The organism is Streptomyces sp. NRRL S-87, from assembly GCF_000719335.1.
Taxonomy (GTDB): Bacteria; Actinomycetota; Actinomycetes; order Streptomycetales; family Streptomycetaceae; genus Streptomyces.
The window spans coordinates 1-16,765 of record NZ_JOGB01000013.1; the positions used below are offsets into that span (position 1 = coordinate 1).

Sequence of the window (16,765 nt, forward strand, 5' to 3'; positions counted from 1 at the left end):
GTGCATGGGGTGCGGGGGGTGCGGGGCCGGGGGTTGGCGCGGGGGGCATCGGGAGCGGGGGTGTGGCAGGAAAGGTGGGAAGGCCGTCATTGCGGCCATCCGCGGGGGTGGGGACGATGGGGGCATGCCGCAGCGAACCGTGCTGGTCGTCCTCTACGACGCCGTACAGAGCCTGGACGTCACCGGGCCCGTCGAGGTCTTCGCCGGGGCCGAGCAGGCGCACCCCGGCGACGGGTACGCGATCCGCACGGCCTCGCTCGACGGAGCGCCCGTACGGACGTCGAGCGGGCTGACCCTCGTCCCGGACGGCCGGCTGGCCGACGAGCCCGACCCGGACGTCCTGATCGTCCCCGGCGGCGAGGGCTCCCGCCGGATCGACCCCCGCCTCACCGACTGGCTCCGTGACCGCGGTCCGCGCGCCGGCCGCCTGGTCTCGGTGTGCACCGGCGCCCTGCTGCTGGCCGAGGCCGGGCTGCTGGACGGCCGCCGCGTCACCTCGCACTGGGTGGTGTGCGAGCAACTCGCCCGTGCGTACCCCGCCGTCGAGGTGGACCCCGACCCGATCTACGTGCGCGACGGCAACCTCGCCACCTCGGCCGGCGTCACCGCCGGCATCGACCTCGCCCTCGCGCTGGTCGAGGAGGACCTGGGCCGCGACACGGCCCAGCTGATCGCCCGACACCTGGTCGTCTACCTGCGCAGACCCGGCAACCAGGCCCAGTTCAGCGCCCAGTTGGCCGCCCAGACCGCGCAACGCGAGCCGCTGCGCGAGGTGCAGCAGTGGATCAGCGAACACCCGGACGCCGACCTGACCGTGGAGGCCCTCGCCGCCCGCGCCCGGCTCTCCCCCCGCCACTTCGCCCGCGCCTTCCAGGCCGAGACCGGCGTCACGCCCGGCCGGTACGTGGAGCGGGTGCGTGTGGAACACGCCCGTCGCCTGCTGGAGGACAGTGCCGACGGGGTCGCCCAGATCTCCCGCGCCTGCGGGTACGGGACGCCCGAAGCCCTGCGCCGCGCCTTCGTCAAGACCCTCGGGCAGTCGCCGGTCGAGTACCGGCGGAGGTTCGGCCCGGGGGCGGAGGCGGGGGCAAGCGCGGGGCCGGCCGCGGCGGCGGGAGCACGTGCTGCCCTGGGCGTCCGCGCCTGAGCCGGCCGGAGGGGTCCGTCGGTGCGGGCCTGTCCGGGCTGGGGTGCTTGTCCGGTGCTTGTCCGGTGCTTGTTCAACCTGCGGTCCGTCCTGTCCCGGCCCCTGTCCATACCCGTGAACGTCCAGTAGAAGGAGACCCCGTGCAGATCGCCATCGTGCTGTACGACCGCTTCACCGCCCTCGACGCCGTCGGCCCGTACGACACCCTGGGCCGCCTGCCCGGCGCCGAGACCGTCTTCGTCGCCGAACGGACCGGACCGGTCCGCAACGACTCGGGATCGCTGGCGCTCGTCGCCGAGCGCACCCTCGCCGAGGTGCCCGCCCCGGACATCGTCATCGTGCCGGGCGGCCCGGGCCAGACCGCGCAGATGGACAACCCCGTCCTGCTCGACTGGCTGCGCTCCGCGGACGCCACCAGCACCTGGACCACCTCCGTGTGCACGGGCTCGCTGCTGCTGGCCGCGGCCGGGCTGCTGGAGGGCCGCCGAGCCACCTCGCACTGGCTCGCGCTGGAGACGCTCCGGACGTACGGGGCCGCGCCGACGGGGGAGCGGGTGGTGACCGACGGCAAGTACGTCACCGCCGCCGGCGTCTCGTCCGGTATCGACATGGGCCTGACGCTCCTCGGGCGGATCGCGGGGGACCGCGCCGCCCAGGCCGTGCAGCTGCTCACCGAGTACGACCCGCAGCCGCCCTACGACGCGGGCTCGCCGGAGAAGGCACCGGCGGACCTGGTGGAGGAGTGGCGGGCCAAGAGCCGGTTCATCCTCCAATGACCGTGGTGGCGGCCGCTGAGGGGTGAGGGCGGGATGGTGCTGCGAGGCCGCACCGTGTCGGGGCGGGTGGCTTCCCGGGCCGCCCCGTGGCGTGCGGGTCCCCCCGGCGCTCGTTGCGAGGCCGTCCGTACGGGGGTCAGACGGTCCAGGTGAACCGCGGGGGGCGGCGCTCCAGGAAGGCGGCGACGCCCTCCGCGGTGTCGCCGCTGCCGCGTGCCTGCTCCGCCCAGTGCTCCTCGCGGCCGGTACGGCCGTCGGCGTACTCCTTCGCGGCGGCCTGGGTCAGCTGGGAGCGGGAGGCCAGGACGCGCGTGAACTCCGCCACCCGCTTGCCGAGCCGGCCGGCCGGCAGCACCTCGTCCACGAGTCCGGTGCGCAGTGCGCGCTCGGTGTCGATCAGCTCGCCCGAGAAGAGGAGGTACTTGGCCGCGGCGGGGCCCACCAGGGCGACCAGCCGTCGGGTGGTCTCGGCCGGGTACACGATCCCCAGCTTGGCCGGGGTGATGCCGAACGAGGCGCCCTCCTCCGCGAACCGCAGGTCGCACGCGGCGGCCAGTTGGCAGCCGCCGCCCACGCAGTAACCGCGTACGGCGGCGAGGGTCGGCTTCGGGAAGGCGGCCAGTGCCTCCTCGGCCCGTACCGCCAGGGTCTGCGCGTCGAGGTCGGCCGTGCCGGGCGCGGCACCGCGCAGCGAGGAGATGTCCGCGCCGGCGCAGAAGGTGGTGCCCGCGCCGGTCAGGACGAGGGCGCGGACCGCGGGGTCCGCGGCGGCGTCGGCGAGGAGTGCGGGCAGCTGTCGCCACATCGCGGCCGTCATGGCGTTGCGCTTGGCCGGGCGGTCGATGACGACGGTGGCCACCCCCTCGGCGACGGTGAGCCGCAGCCCGCCCGCCGCGGCGTCCCCCGCACGTTGCTGTGCCTCCTGGCGCTCCATGCGCCGGATGCTATCCCGGGGCACCGGTCTTGTGGTCCGGGGGTCGCCATGGCCGGGGACCAGGGCGGGAACGGGAGCTGACCCCTCGCGCGACGCCCCACGGGGAAGATCAGGACCGGTCGCACAACTGACGCTGTCATAAGCCAGCGGTCAAAAAGTGTCCGTTTGGCGCTGACTTCTGGTCAGCGTCCCGGGCCGGCCCCTTTCCTTCCCCACCCTTGGACCGTGGAGACGATCGAGCGTGAAGACGGGGGCCGGGACATGGACGCATCGCCCTCGACAGAGCCCCCGGGCCGCCAGGCCCCCGCGTACCCGCCGCGCATCCCGCTGCAGCCCCGCTACGACGGTGTGTGGCGCTTCAGTGCACCCGCGACTGAAGAATCCGTTCCGCAGGCCCGCCACGCGGTCCGCGACCTGCTGGCGCGCCAGCTGGCGCACGTACCCGGGACGGACCGCCAGGACCTCGTCTACTCGCTCCTGCTGATCGTGTCCGAACTGGTGACGAACTCGGTCCGGCACGCCCGCCTGCTCTCGCCCGAGGTGGCCGTGGAGGTGGCGATCGGTCCGGAGTGGGTGCGGGTGGCCGTCGAGGACAACCACCCCTACCGCCCCAAGGCGCTGGAGGCCGACTTCGGCCAGACCAACGGGCGCGGGCTCCTGCTGGTGCGCGAGATGACGGCGCTGGCCGGCGGCGTCTGCGACGTGGAGCACACCGCGGGCGGCGGCAAGGTCATCTGGGCGGCCCTGCCGCTCACCGCCGGCTGACGCGGCTCACCAGCCGGCCGACTCCCCGGTCAGCTCGCGGATCGCCGGCCGCGCCGCATCCAGCACGGTCATGAACCAGGCCGAGAAGGTGTCCTTCGCGTGCCGCCCGGCCAGCTCCTCCGCCGTCACGAAGGCGGTGTCGGCGATCTCCTCCGGGTCCGGCCGCAGCTCCGCCTGCGCCAGCCCCACGAACAGGTGGTTGTACTCCTGCTCGACCAGGCCCGAGTCCGGGTCCGGGTGGTTGTAGCGGACGGTCCCCGCCTCGGCCATCAGCGACGGCGACAGCCCGAGCTCCTCGTACGTGCGCCGGGCGGCCGCGGCGAACGGGGACTCGCCGGGGTACGGGTGCCCGCAGCACGTGTTCGACCAGACGCCGGGGGAGTGGTACTTGCCCAGCGCCCGCTGCTGGAGGAGCAGCCGGCCGGCCTCGTCGAAGAGGAACACGGAGAACGCCCGGTGCAGCTGCCCCGGCGCCTGGTGGGCGGAGAGCTTCTCCGCGGTGCCGATGGTGTTGCCCGACTCGTCGACCAGTTCGAGCATGATCGGGGCGGCGCCGGTGCCGTGGGACGCGCCGTTCGCGGCGGCGGTGGCTGGGGTGATCGGCATAACCATCCTTCGCTTCGGTCTACGGCCCTCAGTCTGCCGTACAAGAACGGCTTGTCCCGGCTTTCGGCGATCCGTGCGGTTGGTACGCCTTGATCGTGTAAGGGAATCCCGACGGGGACGGTCCGGGCGAAACCACCCGGACAGGTGAGCCCGCACGCACGGCCTTGACGCCGCGGACGCGTGCGCGAGGGGCCCGCGATCCGGCCCGTGCGCCCCCGGCACCCCCCACCGTCACCCCGCGACCACGCACCGGAGCCTCCACCTCCGGATTGTGGGGAGGCTAACACCGCCCCCCTTCCCCCGCGGTTTGTCGCCAGGACGGCCCATCGACCATGATGATCACGCCGGGCAGGGCCGCTGGGCGCATTCGCCCGCGATCATCTGCTGATCGGACCGTAAACGGGCGGTGAACGCCCGCTTCCCGTCATCCGATAGCCTCTGCCGACGTGCAGCCCGCCCCCTGGGGCGCCCGTCCCAAGGAGTGAGTTCGTCTGTCGACCGCCATCCTCACCGGCCCGCCGGTATCCGGATCGCCGCTCGAGGGCGACCTGCGCGCCCTCGGCTTCGACGTACGGATCGCGGCCGTCCCCCACGAGGTCGGGGCCCTGCTGGCCGCCGTCCCCGCGGGTGAGCGGGTCGCCGTGGTCGACGCCCGCTTCACCGGCCACCGGCACGCCCTGCGCCTGGCGCTGACCGACCCGCGCTTCGACGCCGCCGCCGTCCCCGGCGCGCTCGGCGTCCAGCCGGCCGCCCGGCCCGGCCTGGACCGGGCCCTGGCCCGCGCCACCGCCCCCGCGCACAGCCTCCCCGACGAGCTGGCCTGCGCCATCGAGACGGACGGCACGGCCGTCCACAACCCCGAGCTGGGCACGCTGGTCGCCGCCGTTCCCGAGACCCGCGTCCAGCACGAGGCGGCCGCCGCGGCCGTCGCGGAGGTGGACGAGGAGGCCGTGCGGCTGCGCTCGGCCGTGAAGTCCCGCGACGGGTTCTTCACCACCTTCTTCATCAGCCCGTACTCGCGCTACATCGCGCGCTGGTGCTCCGACCGCGGACTGACCCCCAACCAGGTCACCACCGCCTCGCTGCTCACCGCCCTCGTGGCGGCCGGCTGCGCGGCCACCGGCCAGCGCTGGGGCTACGTCACGGCCGGCGTTCTGCTGCTGGTCTCCTTCGTGCTCGACTGCACCGACGGCCAGCTGGCCCGCTACTCCCTGCAGTACTCCACCCTCGGCGCCTGGCTCGACGCCACCTTCGACCGGGCCAAGGAGTACGCCTTCTACGCCGGCCTCGCGCTCGGCGCCGCCCGCAACGGGGACGACGTGTGGGGACTGGCGCTGGGCGCCATGATCCTCATGACCTGCCGGCACGTGGTCGACTTCGCGTTCAACGAGGCCAACCACGACGCGACGGCCAACACCAGCCCCACCGCGGCCCTCTCCGACCGGCTCGACAGCGTCGGCTGGACCGTCTGGGCCCGCCGCATGATCGTCCTGCCGATCGGCGAGCGCTGGGCCCTGATCGCGGTCCTCACCGCGACCACCACGCCGCGCATCACCTTCTACGCCCTGCTGGCCGGCTGCGCCTTCGGCGCCCTCTACACCACCGCCGGCCGCGTGCTGCGCTCCCTGACCCGCAAGGCGACGCGGACCGACCGGGCCGCCCAGGCGCTGTACGACCTGACCGACTCCGGTCCGCTGGCCGAGTTCCCGCGCCGCCTGCTCAAGGCCCGCAAGCCCGCCGCGACCTCCTTGTTCGTCGCCGCGGCCGCGGCGGTCGCGCTCGTCGCCTGCGCCCTGGCGTTCCCCTACGGGGCCCCTGCCCTGATCGGCGTCGCCCTGCTCTACGCGGTGGCGGCCGGCCAGGCCGTCGCCCACCCCCTCAAGGGCGCCCTCGACTGGCTGATCCCGCCCCTCTTCCGGGCCGCCGAGTACGGGACCGTCCTCGTCCTGGCCGCGAAGGCGGAGGTGAACGGAGCCCTTCCCGCGGCTTTCGGGCTGGTGGCGGCGGTCGCCTACCATCACTACGACACGGTGTACCGCATCCGCGGCAACGCCGGCGCGCCCCCGCACTGGCTGGTGCGGACGATCGGCGGCCACGAGGGCCGGGTCCTGCTGACCGTGGTCCTCGCCACCGTCCTCGCGCGCACCGACTTCCCCGTCGCGCTCACGGCCCTGGCCGTGTTCGTGGCACTCGTGGTGCTCGCGGAGAGCATCCGCTTCTGGGTCTCCGCCGGAGCACCCGCCGTACACGACGAAGGAGAACCCGCATGATCGGCCTTGTCCTCGCTGCCGGTGCCGGACGCCGTCTGCGTCCCTACACCGACACCCTCCCCAAGGCCCTCGTGCCCGTCGGTCCCGAGGGCCAGGAGGAGAGCCTCACGGTCCTCGACCTGACCCTGGGCAACTTCGCCGAGGTCGGCCTCACGGAGGTCGCGATCGTCGTCGGCTACCGCAAGGAGGCCGTGTACGAGCGCAAGGCCGCGCTGGAGGCCAAGTACGGCCTGTCGATCACGCTGATCGACAACGACAAGGCCGAGGAGTGGAACAACGCCTACTCCCTGTGGTGTGCGCGTGACGTCCTCAAGCGGGGCGTGATCCTCGCCAACGGCGACACCGTCCACCCGGTCTCCGTCGAGAAGACCCTGCTCGCCGCCCGCGGCGACGGCCAGAAGATCATCCTCGCCCTCGACACGGTCAAGAACCTGGCCGACGAGGAGATGAAGGTCATCACGGCCGACGGCCAGGGCGTCCGGAAGATCACGAAGCTGATGGACCCGGCCTCCGCGACCGGCGAGTACATCGGCGTCACCCTCATCGAGCCCGAGGCCGCCGAGGCCCTCGCCGACGCGCTGAAGGCCACCTTCGAGCGCGACCCCGACCTCTACTACGAGGACGGGTACCAGCACCTGGTCGACGGCGGCTTCACGATCGACGTGGCCCCCATCGGCGACGTCCAGTGGGTCGAGATCGACAACCACGACGACCTCGCCAAGGGTCGGAAGATCGCATGCCAGTACTGACGAGGCTGATCCCGTCGCCGGTCGTCGTCGACATCAGCCGCGGGGCGATGGACGACCTGGCCGGCCTGCTGGCCGACCAGCGGATCTCCGCCTCCGGCAAGCTGGCCTTCGCCATCAGCGGCGGCTCCGGCCAGGCGCTGCGCGCCAAGCTGGAGCCCGTGCTGCCGCACGCCGACTGGTACCCGGTCGTCGACGGCACCATCGACTCCGCCGTGAAGCTGGCCGACGACATAAAAGGCCGCCGCTACGACGCGGTGGTGGGTCTGGGCGGCGGCAAGATCATCGACGTGGCGAAGTACGCCGCGGCGCGGGTCGGCCTGCCGATGGTGGCCGTGGCCACCAACCTGTCCCACGACGGGATCTGCTCGCCGGTGTCCATCCTGGACAACGACAACGGGCGCGGCTCCTACGGCGTCCCCACCCCGATCGCGATGGTCATCGACCTCGACGTGATCCGGGAGGCGCCGGTCCGGTTCATCCGGGCCGGCATCGGCGACGCCATCTCCAACATCTCGGCCATCGCCGACTGGGAGCTGTCGCACGAGGTCACCGGCGAGGCCGTCGACGGCCTCGCGGCCGCGATGGCCCGCACGGCCGGCGAGTCCGTGCTGCGCCACCCCGGCGGCTGCGGCGACGACGAGTTCCTCACCGTGCTGTCCGAGGGCCTGGTCCTCTCCGGCATCGCCATGTCGATCAGCGGCGACAGCCGCCCGTCGTCCGGTGCCTGCCACGAGATCAGCCACGCCTTCGACCTGCTCTACCCCGGGCGCTCCGCGCTCCACGGCGAGCAGGTCGGCATCGGCGCCGCCTTCGCCATGCACCTGCGCGGGGCCCGCGAGCAGTCCGGGCTCTTCGCCGACGTCCTGCGCAAGCACGGCCTGCCCGTGCTGCCCGAGGAGATCGGCTTCAGCGTGGAGGAGTTCGTCGCGGCCGTCGAGTACGCCCCCCAGACCCGCCCGGGACGCTTCACGATCCTGGAGCACCTCAACCTGTCCGCAGCCGAGATCAGGGACGCATACGCCGACTATGCCAAGACCATCAGTAGCTGAGCTCCGCCCCGTCGTTCACCCCCCGGGCGTGAAGGACCGGCGCAGCGGAGAGCACTGGGGCGGCCGCCTGTACATGCGCGAGGTCTCCCTGCGCATCACCCGCCGCCTGGTCACCACCAAGGTCACGCCGAACCAGCTGACCTACGTGATGACGCTCTGCGGCGTGCTCGCGGCCCCGGCCCTGCTGGTGCCGGGTGTCTGGGGCGCCGTCCTCGGCGTGGTCGCGGTCCAGCTGTACCTGCTGCTCGACTGCGTCGACGGCGAGGTCGCCCGCTGGAAGAAGCAGTACTCGCTCGCGGGCGTGTACCTCGACCGCGTCGGCGCGTACCTGTGCGACGCCGCCGTGCTGGTCGGCTTCGGCCTGCGCGCCTCCGACCTGTGGGGCGGCGGCCGGATCGACTGGCTGTGGGCCTTCCTGGGCACCCTCGCCGCCCTCGGCGCCATCCTGATCAAGGCCGAGACCGACCTGGTCGGCGTCGCCCGCCACCAGGCGGGGATGCCGGTGGTCAAGGAGTCCGCCGCCGAGCCGCGGTCCTCCGGCATGGCGCTGGCCCGCCGGGCCGCCGCCGCGCTGAAGTTCCACCGGCTGATCCTCGGCATCGAGGCGTCGCTGCTCATCCTGGTCCTGGCCGTGCTCGACCAGGTCCGCGGCGACCTGTTCTACGAGCGCCTCGGGGTCGCCGTCCTGGCCGGCATCGCGATGCTGCAGACGGTGCTGCACCTGGTGTCCGTCCTCGCCTCCAGCAGGCTGAAGTGACGGCCGGGCTGCGCGTCGGCGCGGTGATCATCACCATGGGCAACCGCCCCGACGACCTCAAGGCCCTGATCGACTCGGTCGCCCGCCAGGAGGGCGACCCGGTCGACGTGGTCGTCGTCGGTCAGGGCGTACGGGTCACCGGCCAGGTCCCCGCGGGCGTACGCACCGTCGACCTGCCGGAGAACCTGGGCATCCCGGGTGGTCGGAACGCGGGCATCGAGGCCTTCGGCCCCGGCGGCCGCGACGTGGACGTCCTGCTGTTCCTGGACGACGACGGGCTGCTGCCCCGCACCGACACCGCGGAGCTGTGCCGCCAGGCCTTCGCGGAGGACCCGGAGCTGGGCATCATCAGCTTCCGCATCGCCGACCCGGACACCGGGGTCACCCAGCGTCGGCACGTGCCGCGCCTGCGGGCCTCCGACCCGATGCGCTCCTCCCGCGTCACCACCTTCCTCGGCGGTGCGAACGCCGTCCGTACCTCGGTCTTCCAGCAGGTCGGTGGTCTGCCGGACGCGTTCTTCTACGCCCACGAGGAGACCGACCTGGCGTGGCGTGCGCTCGACGCGGGCTGGTGCATCGACTACCGGGCCGACATGGTCCTGCACCACCCCACCACCGCGCCCTCCCGGCACGCGACGTACCACCACAACGTGGCCCGCAACCGGGTCTGGCTGGCCCGGCGCAACCTGCCGGCGCTCCTGGTGCCGGTGTACCTCGGGGTGTGGACCCTGCTCACGCTGGTCCGCCGCCCCTCTGCCGACGCCCTCAAGGCCTGGTTCGCCGGCTTCCGCGAGGGCTGGACCGCCGACTGCGGCCCGCGCCGCCCCATGAAGTGGCGCACCGTGTGGCGGCTGACCCGGCTGGGCCGACCTCCCGTCATCTGACAAGCTCGGTTCTGGGAGCATGGGCGTACTCCCCGGACCGGGCGGGCACCGCACCGCCGATCCGCCCCACGTCCGACCGGCCGCGCATCTTGAAGACGAAAGTTTCAACTTGTGAGTGACACAACCCATGACGGCGCTCTCGCCACGAGCACGCCGCCGTCTCCGGACGCAGGGCTGAGTGCGGGGGAACTCGCCGCCAAGTACGGCCTGTCCGTCAGCGGTGCCCGACCGGGGCTCGGCCAGTACATCCGCGAGCTGTGGGGCCGTCGCCACTTCATCCTGGCGTTCTCCTCGGCGAAGCTGGTGGCCCAGTACAGCCAGGCGAAGCTGGGCCAGATCTGGCAGGTGGCCACTCCGCTGCTCAACGCCCTGGTCTACTACCTGATCTTCGGGCTGATCCTGGACGCGGGCCGCGGCATGGAGAAGGGCGTCTACATCCCCTTCCTCGTGATGGGCATCTTCGTCTTCACGTTCACCCAGTCCTCGGTGATGGCGGGCGTCCGGGCGATCTCCGGCAACCTCGGCCTGGTGCGCGCGCTGCACTTCCCGCGCGCCTCACTGCCGATCTCGTTCTCGCTCCAGCAGCTCCAGCAGTTGCTGTACTCGATGATCGTGGTCTTCGCGGTCGCCATCGCCTTCGGGAACTACCCGTCGGCGTCGTGGCTGCTGGTGGTCCCGGTGCTGTTCCTGCAGTTCGTCTTCAACACCGGACTGGCCATGGTCATGGCGCGGATGGGCGCCAAGACGCCCGACCTCGCGCAGCTGATGCCGTTCATCATGCGGACGTGGATGTACGCCTCCGGCGTGATGTTCTCCATCACGGTGATGCTCGAGGACAAGCCGCAGTGGATCGCCGACGTGCTCCAGTGGAACCCGGCGGCGATCTACATGGACCTCGTGCGGTTCGCGCTGATCGACGACTACGGGTCCTCGAACCTGCCCCCGCACGTCTGGGCCTTCGCCGTCGGCTGGGCGGTGCTGATCGGCCTCGGCGGCTTCGTGTACTTCTGGAAGGCTGAGGAGCGTTACGGCCGTGGCTGAGAACAACCAGGCGGCCGTACCGACGGTCATCGCGGACAACGTCCACATCGTCTACCGCGTCAACACGGGCGGCGGCGGCAGGGGCAGCGCCACCGCGGCGCTCAGCAAGATCATGCGCGGCAAGAAGGGCGAGGCCTCCCGCGGCGTCCGCAAGGTCCACGCGGTGCGCGGCGTCTCCTTCACCGCCTACCGCGGCGAGGCGATCGGCCTCATCGGCTCCAACGGCTCCGGCAAGTCCACGCTGCTGCGGGCCATCGCCGGCCTGCTGCCGTGCGAGTCCGGCAGGGTCTACACCGACGGCCAGCCCTCGCTGCTGGGCGTGAACGCGGCCCTGATGAACGACCTCACGGGCGAGCGCAACGTCATGCTCGGCGGCCTGGCCATGGGCATGTCCCGCGAGCAGATCAAGCAGCGGTACCAGGGCATCGTCGACTTCTCGGGCATCAACGAGAAGGGCGATTTCATTTCCCTGCCGATGCGCACCTATTCCTCCGGCATGGCCGCGCGCCTGCGCTTCTCGATCGCCGCCGCAAAGGACCACGACGTCCTGATGATCGACGAGGCGCTGGCCACCGGCGACCGCAAGTTCCAGATCCGCTCCGAGGAGCGGATCCGCGAACTGCGCAAGGAGGCCGGCACGGTCTTCCTGGTCAGCCACAGCAACAAGTCGATCCGCGACACCTGCACGCGCGTGCTGTGGCTGGAGCGCGGCGAGCTGCTGATGGACGGCCCCACCGAGGAGGTCGTGGCCGCCTACGAGAAGGAGACCGGCCGCTAGCGGCATCCCGGAATCCCGCGTTCGCCCCGGCCCCTGCCGCATTCCGCGGCGGGGGCCGACGCGCGGGAACGTCCGTTCCCGCGACATTCGGTCACGGGGCGGACACCCGGGCGGGCCGGAAAGCGTTGTACAACGTAAGCTGTAGCGGTGCTGATTCGCCGCAAGTGGGGCACTTTCCCCGCATGTGAGGCGCCCCCTTCGCCGGACGGACCGGCGGCGTGTCCGAAATAGGATGTATTGGGTGGCAGTGTAGAACGGGAGATGTGACGGCAATGGCTACGGGAATTCTCCGGCCCCCAGGCGCGCGAGCCGTCCCCGCCGCGGGCGGCGGGCGGTGACCGCCGGGTCCGGCATCCGGCCCGACGCCCCCACGCGCGGCTCCCTCGGTACCCCCGACGCCCACGCGCGCGCCACCCTCGGCAAAGCCGCCGACGAGAACTTCCCCGTGGCGCCGTTCTTCGTGCCCCGCGCCTGGCGCGAGGGCCTGATGGCCGTCTACGGCTACGCGCGCCTCGTCGACGACATCGGCGACGGCGACCTCGCACCAGGCGGCCGCGACGCGGCGTTCCTCGGCGTCGCCCCCGAGCGCGCCGACGACCGCCTCGCCCTCCTCGACGCCTTCGAGGCCGACCTGCGGCGCGTCTTCGACGGCACTCCCCGCCACCCCCTGCTGCGGGACCTCCAACCCGTCGTCGACCGGCACCGCCTCACCCCCGAGCCCTTCCTCGGCCTCATCGAGGCCAACCGGCAGGACCAGACCAAGAGCCGCTACGCCACGTACGAGGAGCTCCTCGCCTACTGCGAGCTGTCCGCCAACCCCGTCGGACGCCTGGTGCTCTCCCTCACCGGGACCAGCACCCCCGAGCGCGTCCGCCGCTCCGACGACATCTGCACCGCCCTGCAGATCGTCGAACACCTCCAGGACGTGGCCGAGGACCTCGGCCGCGACCGCATCTACCTGCCCGCCGAGGACATGGAGCGGTTCCGCGTGTCGGAGAGCGACCTCGCCGCGCCGCGCGCCGGCGCGTCCGTGCGCTCCCTCGTCGCGTTCGAGGCGGAACGGGCCCGCGACCTGCTGAATGAAGGCACCCCGCTCGTGGGTAGCGTCCGGGGCAGGCTCCGGCTGCTGCTGGCCGGGTTCGTCGGCGGGGGGCGCGCGGCGCTGGGTGCCGTCGCCGCGGCGGGGTTCGATGTGCTGTCAAGCCCGCCCAAGGCAGCGAAGCCCCGCCTGCTCCGCGAGGTGGGCGCCGTCCTGCGCACTGCGCCGAGAGAGGGGTGAGCCCGACCGTGGAGCGCACTTCGTCCACGTCCGCACCATCGGCACCGGTGGTCGCCGCGTACAGCTACTGCGAGGCCGTCACCGGCACGCAGGCCCGGAACTTCGCCTACGGCATCCGGCTGCTGCCCACCGACAAGCGCCAGGCCATGTCGGCCCTGTACGCCTTCTCCCGGCGCGTCGACGACATCGGCGACGGCACGCTCGCGCCCGAGGCCAAGCACACCCGCCTGGAGGAGACCCGGGCCCTGCTCGCCCGCATCCGCGGGGGCGACGTGGCCGAGGACGACACCGACCCGGTGGCCGTGGCCCTGGCCGACGCCGCCCGCCGCTTCCCGATCCCGCTGGGCGGGCTCGACGAGCTCATCGACGGCGTGCTCATGGACGTCCGCGGCGCCACGTACGAGACCTGGGACGACCTCAAGGTCTACTGCCGGTGCGTCGCCGGTGCCATCGGCCGGCTCTCCCTCGGCGTGTTCGGCACCACCCCCGGCGCGCCCGAGGCCGCACGCGCCCCCGAGTACGCCGACACGCTCGGCCTGGCCCTCCAACTCACCAACATCCTCCGGGACGTGTCCGAGGACGCCGGGAACGGCCGCACCTACCTGCCCGCCGAGGACCTCGCCAAGTTCGGCTGCGAGGACGGCTTCGGCTCCGGCCGGGCCCCCGCCGGCTCCGACTTCGCCGGCCTGGTCCACCACGAAGTCCGGCGCGCCCGCGCCCTGTTCGCCGAGGGCTACCGGCTGCTGCCCATGCTCGACCGGCGCAGCGGCGCCTGCGTGGCCGCCATGGCCGGCATCTACCGCCGCCTGCTCGACCGCATCGAGCGGGAGCCCGAGGCGGTGCTGCGCGGCCGGGTCTCGCTGCCCGCGCACGAGAAGGCGTACGTCGCCGTGCGCGGACTGTCGGGCCTCGACGCGCGGACCATCTCACGCCAGAGCACGAGGAGGCGGGCCTGAGGATGCGGCACCAGCACGAACACGTCGCCCCGCGCTGCCACCGGGCAACCGGGGCGTCCCCCACGGCGTCTCCCGCGTCGGACGCCGCGCGAGCGGGACTGACGAACCCGGGGGAGGGCGCATGACCGGCCACGGCGCCGCGGCGGGCACCGGCCCGGCCGGTTCCGGCGATCCCGCCCACGACCGGCGCGCCCTCGTCGTGGGCGGCGGCCTCGCCGGCGTCACCGCCGCCCTCGAACTCGCCGACGCGGGACTGGAGGTCACCCTCCTCGAAGGCCGCCCCCGGCTCGGCGGGCTCGCCTTCTCCTTCAAGCGCGGCGACCTCACCGTCGACAACGGCCAGCACGTCTACCTGCGCTGCTGCACCGCCTACCGCTGGTTCCTCGACCGGATCCAGGGCGCCGCGCTGGCCCCCCTGCAGGACCGGCTCGACGTGCCCGTCCTCGACGTGGCCCACGCCAAGGGCCCCCGGCTCGGCCGACTGCGCCGCACCGCGCTGCCCGTACCCCTGCACCTGGGCAGGTCCCTGGCCGCGTACCCGCACCTGAGCCTGAAGGAGCGGGCCGCCGTCGGCCGCGCCGCGCTCGCCCTGCGCTCCCTCGACCCCGCCGACCCGGCCCTCGACGGCGTCGACTTCGCCACCTGGCTCGGCCGGTACGGCCAGTCCGCGCGCAGCATCGAGGCGCTGTGGGACCTCATCGGCATCGCCACCCTCAACGCCACCGCCGACCGGTCCTCCCTGGCCCTGGCCGTCATGGTCTTCAAGACGGCCCTGCTCACCGAGCCCGGCGCCGCCGACATCGGCTGGGCCCGGGTACCGCTGGGCGACCTGCACGACACCCTCGCCCGCAAGGCCCTCGACGCCGCCGGGGTCCGCACCGAACTGCGCGCCCGCGCCGCCTCCCTGACCCGCACCGCCGAAGGCGCCTGGCGGATCACCACCGACACCGGCCACCACGACGCGGGCACCGTCGTGCTCGCCGTACCGCAGCGCGAGGCCCACGCCCTGCTCCCGGCGGGCGCCCTCGACGACGCCGACACCCTCCTCGACATCGGCACCGCCCCCATCCTCAACGTCCACGTCGTCTACGACCGCAAGGTGCTCCGGCAGCCGTTCTTCGCGGCCCTGGGCACCCCCGTCCAGTGGGTCTTCGACCGCACCGAAGCCTCCGGACTCACCGACGGCGGCCAGTACCTGGCGCTGTCCCAGTCGGCCGCGCAGGACGACATCGACGAGCCCGTCGCCGTCCTGCGCGAGAAGTACCTGCCCGAACTGGAGCGGCTGCTGCCCGCCGCCCGCGGCGCGAAGGTCCGCGACTTCTTCGTCACCCGCGAGCGGACCGCCACCTTCGACCCCGCCCCCGGCGTCGGACGGCTGCGGCCGGGCACCCGTACCCACGCCCACGGCCTCTACCTGGCCGGCGCGTGGACCGCCACCGGCTGGCCCGCGACCATGGAGGGCGCCGTCCGCAGCGGAATCGGCGCGGCGCACCACGCGCTCGCCGCACTCGGCCGCCACCATGAACATCCTCCCCCGGGCTGTGTCGGGGGGACCCCCAGCAGGAGCGCGGCATGACGACGATCAGCACTGCACGTACGTCTCGTACAGGAACAAGAGGAGAGCCAGTGAACCCGGGGAACCCGGCTGTCGAGGATGCCGGCGCGCGGACGGCGGAGGTCGCGGACACGCTCGCGCTCCTCGAGCGCGGCCGCGAGCTGTCCACGCCGGTGCTGCGCGCCGCCGTGGACCGGCTCGCGCCGCCCATGGACACCGTCGCCGCCTACCACTTCGGCTGGATCGACGCCGAGGGCCGTCCCGCGGCCGGCGACAGCGGCAAGGCCGTCCGGCCCGCCCTGGCCCTGCTCTCCGCCGAGGCCGCCGGGGTACCGGCGGAGGTCGGCATCCCCGGCGCCGTCGCCGTCGAGCTCGTGCACAACTTCTCGCTCCTGCACGACGACCTGATGGACGGCGACGAGCAGCGCCGCCACCGCGACACCGTCTGGAAGGTGCACGGTCCGGCGCAGGCGATCCTCGTCGGCGACGCCCTCTTCGCGCTCGCCAACGAGCTGCTGCTGGAGCTCGGCACCGTCGAGGCCGGCCGCGCCACCCGCCGCCTGACCACCGCCACCCGCAAGCTCATCGACGGCCAGGCGCAGGACATCTCCTACGAGCACCGCGAGCGCGTCAGCGTCGAGGAGTGCCTGGAGATGGAGGGCAACAAGACGGGCGCGCTGCTGGCCTGCGCCGTCTCCATCGGCGCCGTGCTCGGCGGGGCCGACGACCGCACCGCCGACAAGCTGGAGGAGTACGGCTACCACCTGGGCCTGGCCTTCCAGGCCGTGGACGACCTGCTCGGCATCTGGGGCGATCCCGAGGCCACCGGCAAGCAGACCTGGTCCGACCTGCGCCAGCGCAAGAAGTCCCTGCCCGTGGTCGCCGCGCTGGCCGCCGGCGGAGCGGCCTCGGAGCGGCTCGGCGAGCTGCTCGCCGCCGATGCCAAGAGCACCGAGTTCGAATCCTTCTCCGAGGAGGAGTTCGCCACCCGCGCCGCCCTCATCGAGGAGGCCGGCGGCCGCCGCTGGACCGAGGAGGAGGCGCGGCGGCAGCACGCCGTCGCCATCCGGGCCCTGGACGAGGTCGACATGCCGCAGAAGATCCGCGATCAGCTCGTGGCGCTGGCGGACTTCGTCGTCGTCCGCAAGAGATGATCACCATCGGGAGTTGAATCGCGAGTCGCCGACCGGCGCCGCCCCCACCTGACCGCTCGTCAGGA

Annotated in this window: 16 protein-coding genes; 14 read left to right on the forward strand and 2 right to left on the reverse strand. The window is 73.0% G+C overall.

Annotation, left to right across the window (positions count from 1 at the left end; translation table 11 throughout):
* Window positions 1–124: 124 nt before the first annotated feature.
* Together IF43_RS0110385 and IF43_RS0110390 are read left to right on the forward strand one after the other, a co-directional pair.
* Entirely contained in the window at window positions 125–1,147 is a 1,023-nt protein-coding gene (locus IF43_RS0110385; RefSeq protein WP_051795053.1) for a GlxA family transcriptional regulator, read from the forward strand.
* 140 nt (window positions 1,148–1,287) lie between these two features.
* A complete protein-coding gene (locus tag IF43_RS0110390) occupies window positions 1,288–1,923 on the forward strand; it encodes a DJ-1/PfpI family protein (protein ID WP_030197228.1) in 636 nt (211 codons plus the stop codon).
* Window positions 1,924–2,059: 136 nt separating this feature from the next.
* Here IF43_RS0110390 and IF43_RS0110395 read toward each other — a convergent pair whose 3' ends face one another.
* Complete coding sequence (locus tag IF43_RS0110395; protein ID WP_051795055.1) at window positions 2,060–2,857, reverse strand: enoyl-CoA hydratase/isomerase family protein; 798 nt, start codon at window positions 2,855–2,857, stop codon at window positions 2,060–2,062.
* A 225-nt stretch (window positions 2,858–3,082) separates the two neighbouring features.
* Between IF43_RS0110395 and IF43_RS0110400 the strand changes: the two genes are divergently transcribed.
* Entirely contained in the window at window positions 3,083–3,622 is a 540-nt protein-coding gene (locus tag IF43_RS0110400; RefSeq protein ID WP_234332071.1) for an ATP-binding protein, read from the forward strand.
* A 6-nt stretch (window positions 3,623–3,628) separates the two neighbouring features.
* On the opposite strand, the gene idi is transcribed toward IF43_RS0110400, so the two are convergent.
* On the reverse strand, window positions 3,629–4,228 hold the full coding sequence (gene idi, locus IF43_RS0110405; protein WP_030197237.1) for an isopentenyl-diphosphate Delta-isomerase: 600 nt from the start codon (window positions 4,226–4,228) through the stop codon (window positions 3,629–3,631).
* 491 nt (window positions 4,229–4,719) lie between these two features.
* Between idi and IF43_RS0110410 the strand changes: the two genes are divergently transcribed.
* The 11 genes from IF43_RS0110410 (at window position 4,720) to IF43_RS0110460 (ending at window position 16,700) form a co-directional block, all read left to right on the forward strand.
* The gene (locus tag IF43_RS0110410) at window positions 4,720–6,498 is read left to right on the forward strand and encodes a DUF5941 domain-containing protein (protein WP_030197240.1); all 1,779 of its coding nucleotides are present in this window, start codon (window positions 4,720–4,722) and stop codon (window positions 6,496–6,498) included.
* Window positions 6,495–7,247, forward strand: coding sequence for a sugar phosphate nucleotidyltransferase (locus IF43_RS0110415; protein ID WP_030197244.1), 753 nt, complete (start codon window positions 6,495–6,497; stop codon window positions 7,245–7,247). Before IF43_RS0110410 ends, IF43_RS0110415 begins: the two co-directional genes overlap by 4 nt.
* Window positions 7,235–8,296 (forward strand): iron-containing alcohol dehydrogenase family protein, encoded by a 1,062-nt coding sequence (locus IF43_RS0110420; protein ID WP_030197247.1) that lies wholly within the window; start codon window positions 7,235–7,237, stop codon window positions 8,294–8,296. The genes IF43_RS0110415 and IF43_RS0110420 overlap by 13 nt, the downstream gene beginning before the upstream one ends.
* Window positions 8,274–9,053, forward strand: coding sequence for a CDP-alcohol phosphatidyltransferase family protein (locus IF43_RS0110425; protein ID WP_078910050.1), 780 nt, complete (start codon window positions 8,274–8,276; stop codon window positions 9,051–9,053). Before IF43_RS0110420 ends, IF43_RS0110425 begins: the two co-directional genes overlap by 23 nt.
* Window positions 9,054–9,061: 8 nt before the next feature.
* Window positions 9,062–9,937, forward strand: a complete 876-nt coding sequence (locus IF43_RS0110430; protein WP_030197254.1) for a glycosyltransferase family 2 protein — start codon at window positions 9,062–9,064, stop codon at window positions 9,935–9,937.
* Window positions 9,938–10,048: 111 nt separating this feature from the next.
* Window positions 10,049–10,978 (forward strand): ABC transporter permease, encoded by a 930-nt coding sequence (locus IF43_RS0110435; RefSeq protein WP_030197259.1) that lies wholly within the window; start codon window positions 10,049–10,051, stop codon window positions 10,976–10,978.
* Window positions 10,971–11,756 (forward strand): ABC transporter ATP-binding protein, encoded by a 786-nt coding sequence (locus IF43_RS0110440; RefSeq protein WP_030197262.1) that lies wholly within the window; start codon window positions 10,971–10,973, stop codon window positions 11,754–11,756. The genes IF43_RS0110435 and IF43_RS0110440 overlap by 8 nt, the downstream gene beginning before the upstream one ends.
* Window positions 11,757–12,108: 352 nt before the next feature.
* Complete coding sequence (gene hpnC / locus IF43_RS0110445; RefSeq protein ID WP_030197265.1) at window positions 12,109–13,035, forward strand: squalene synthase HpnC; 927 nt, start codon at window positions 12,109–12,111, stop codon at window positions 13,033–13,035.
* Entirely contained in the window at window positions 13,032–13,991 is a 960-nt protein-coding gene (gene hpnD, locus IF43_RS0110450) for a presqualene diphosphate synthase HpnD (RefSeq protein ID WP_030197269.1), read from the forward strand. The genes hpnC and hpnD overlap by 4 nt, the downstream gene beginning before the upstream one ends.
* Before the next feature lie 121 nt (window positions 13,992–14,112).
* On the forward strand, window positions 14,113–15,567 hold the full coding sequence (gene hpnE, locus IF43_RS0110455; protein ID WP_078910051.1) for a hydroxysqualene dehydroxylase HpnE: 1,455 nt from the start codon (window positions 14,113–14,115) through the stop codon (window positions 15,565–15,567).
* Window positions 15,564–16,700: a polyprenyl synthetase family protein gene (locus IF43_RS0110460; protein WP_107048455.1), complete on the forward strand. Its 1,137-nt coding sequence runs from the start codon at window positions 15,564–15,566 to the stop codon at window positions 16,698–16,700. The genes hpnE and IF43_RS0110460 overlap by 4 nt, the downstream gene beginning before the upstream one ends.
* Window positions 16,701–16,765: the final 65 nt, after the last annotated feature.

Excerpts from the sequence above, each read along its gene's own strand:
- IF43_RS0110385 (WP_051795053.1), top strand. The coding sequence starts at position 125 with ATGCCGCAGCGAACCGTGCTGGTCGTCCTCTACGACGCCGTACAGAGC.
- IF43_RS0110395 (WP_051795055.1), bottom strand. The coding sequence starts at position 2,857 with ATGGAGCGCCAGGAGGCACAGCAACGTGCGGGGGACGCCGCGGCGGGC.
- idi (WP_030197237.1), bottom strand. The coding sequence starts at position 4,228 with ATGCCGATCACCCCAGCCACCGCCGCCGCGAACGGCGCGTCCCACGGC.
- IF43_RS0110415 (WP_030197244.1), top strand. The coding sequence starts at position 6,495 with ATGATCGGCCTTGTCCTCGCTGCCGGTGCCGGACGCCGTCTGCGTCCC.
- IF43_RS0110420 (WP_030197247.1), top strand. The coding sequence starts at position 7,235 with ATGCCAGTACTGACGAGGCTGATCCCGTCGCCGGTCGTCGTCGACATC.
- IF43_RS0110425 (WP_078910050.1), top strand. The coding sequence starts at position 8,274 with ATGCCAAGACCATCAGTAGCTGAGCTCCGCCCCGTCGTTCACCCCCCG.
- hpnE (WP_078910051.1), top strand. The coding sequence starts at position 14,113 with ATGACCGGCCACGGCGCCGCGGCGGGCACCGGCCCGGCCGGTTCCGGC.
- IF43_RS0110460 (WP_107048455.1), top strand. The coding sequence starts at position 15,564 with ATGACGACGATCAGCACTGCACGTACGTCTCGTACAGGAACAAGAGGA.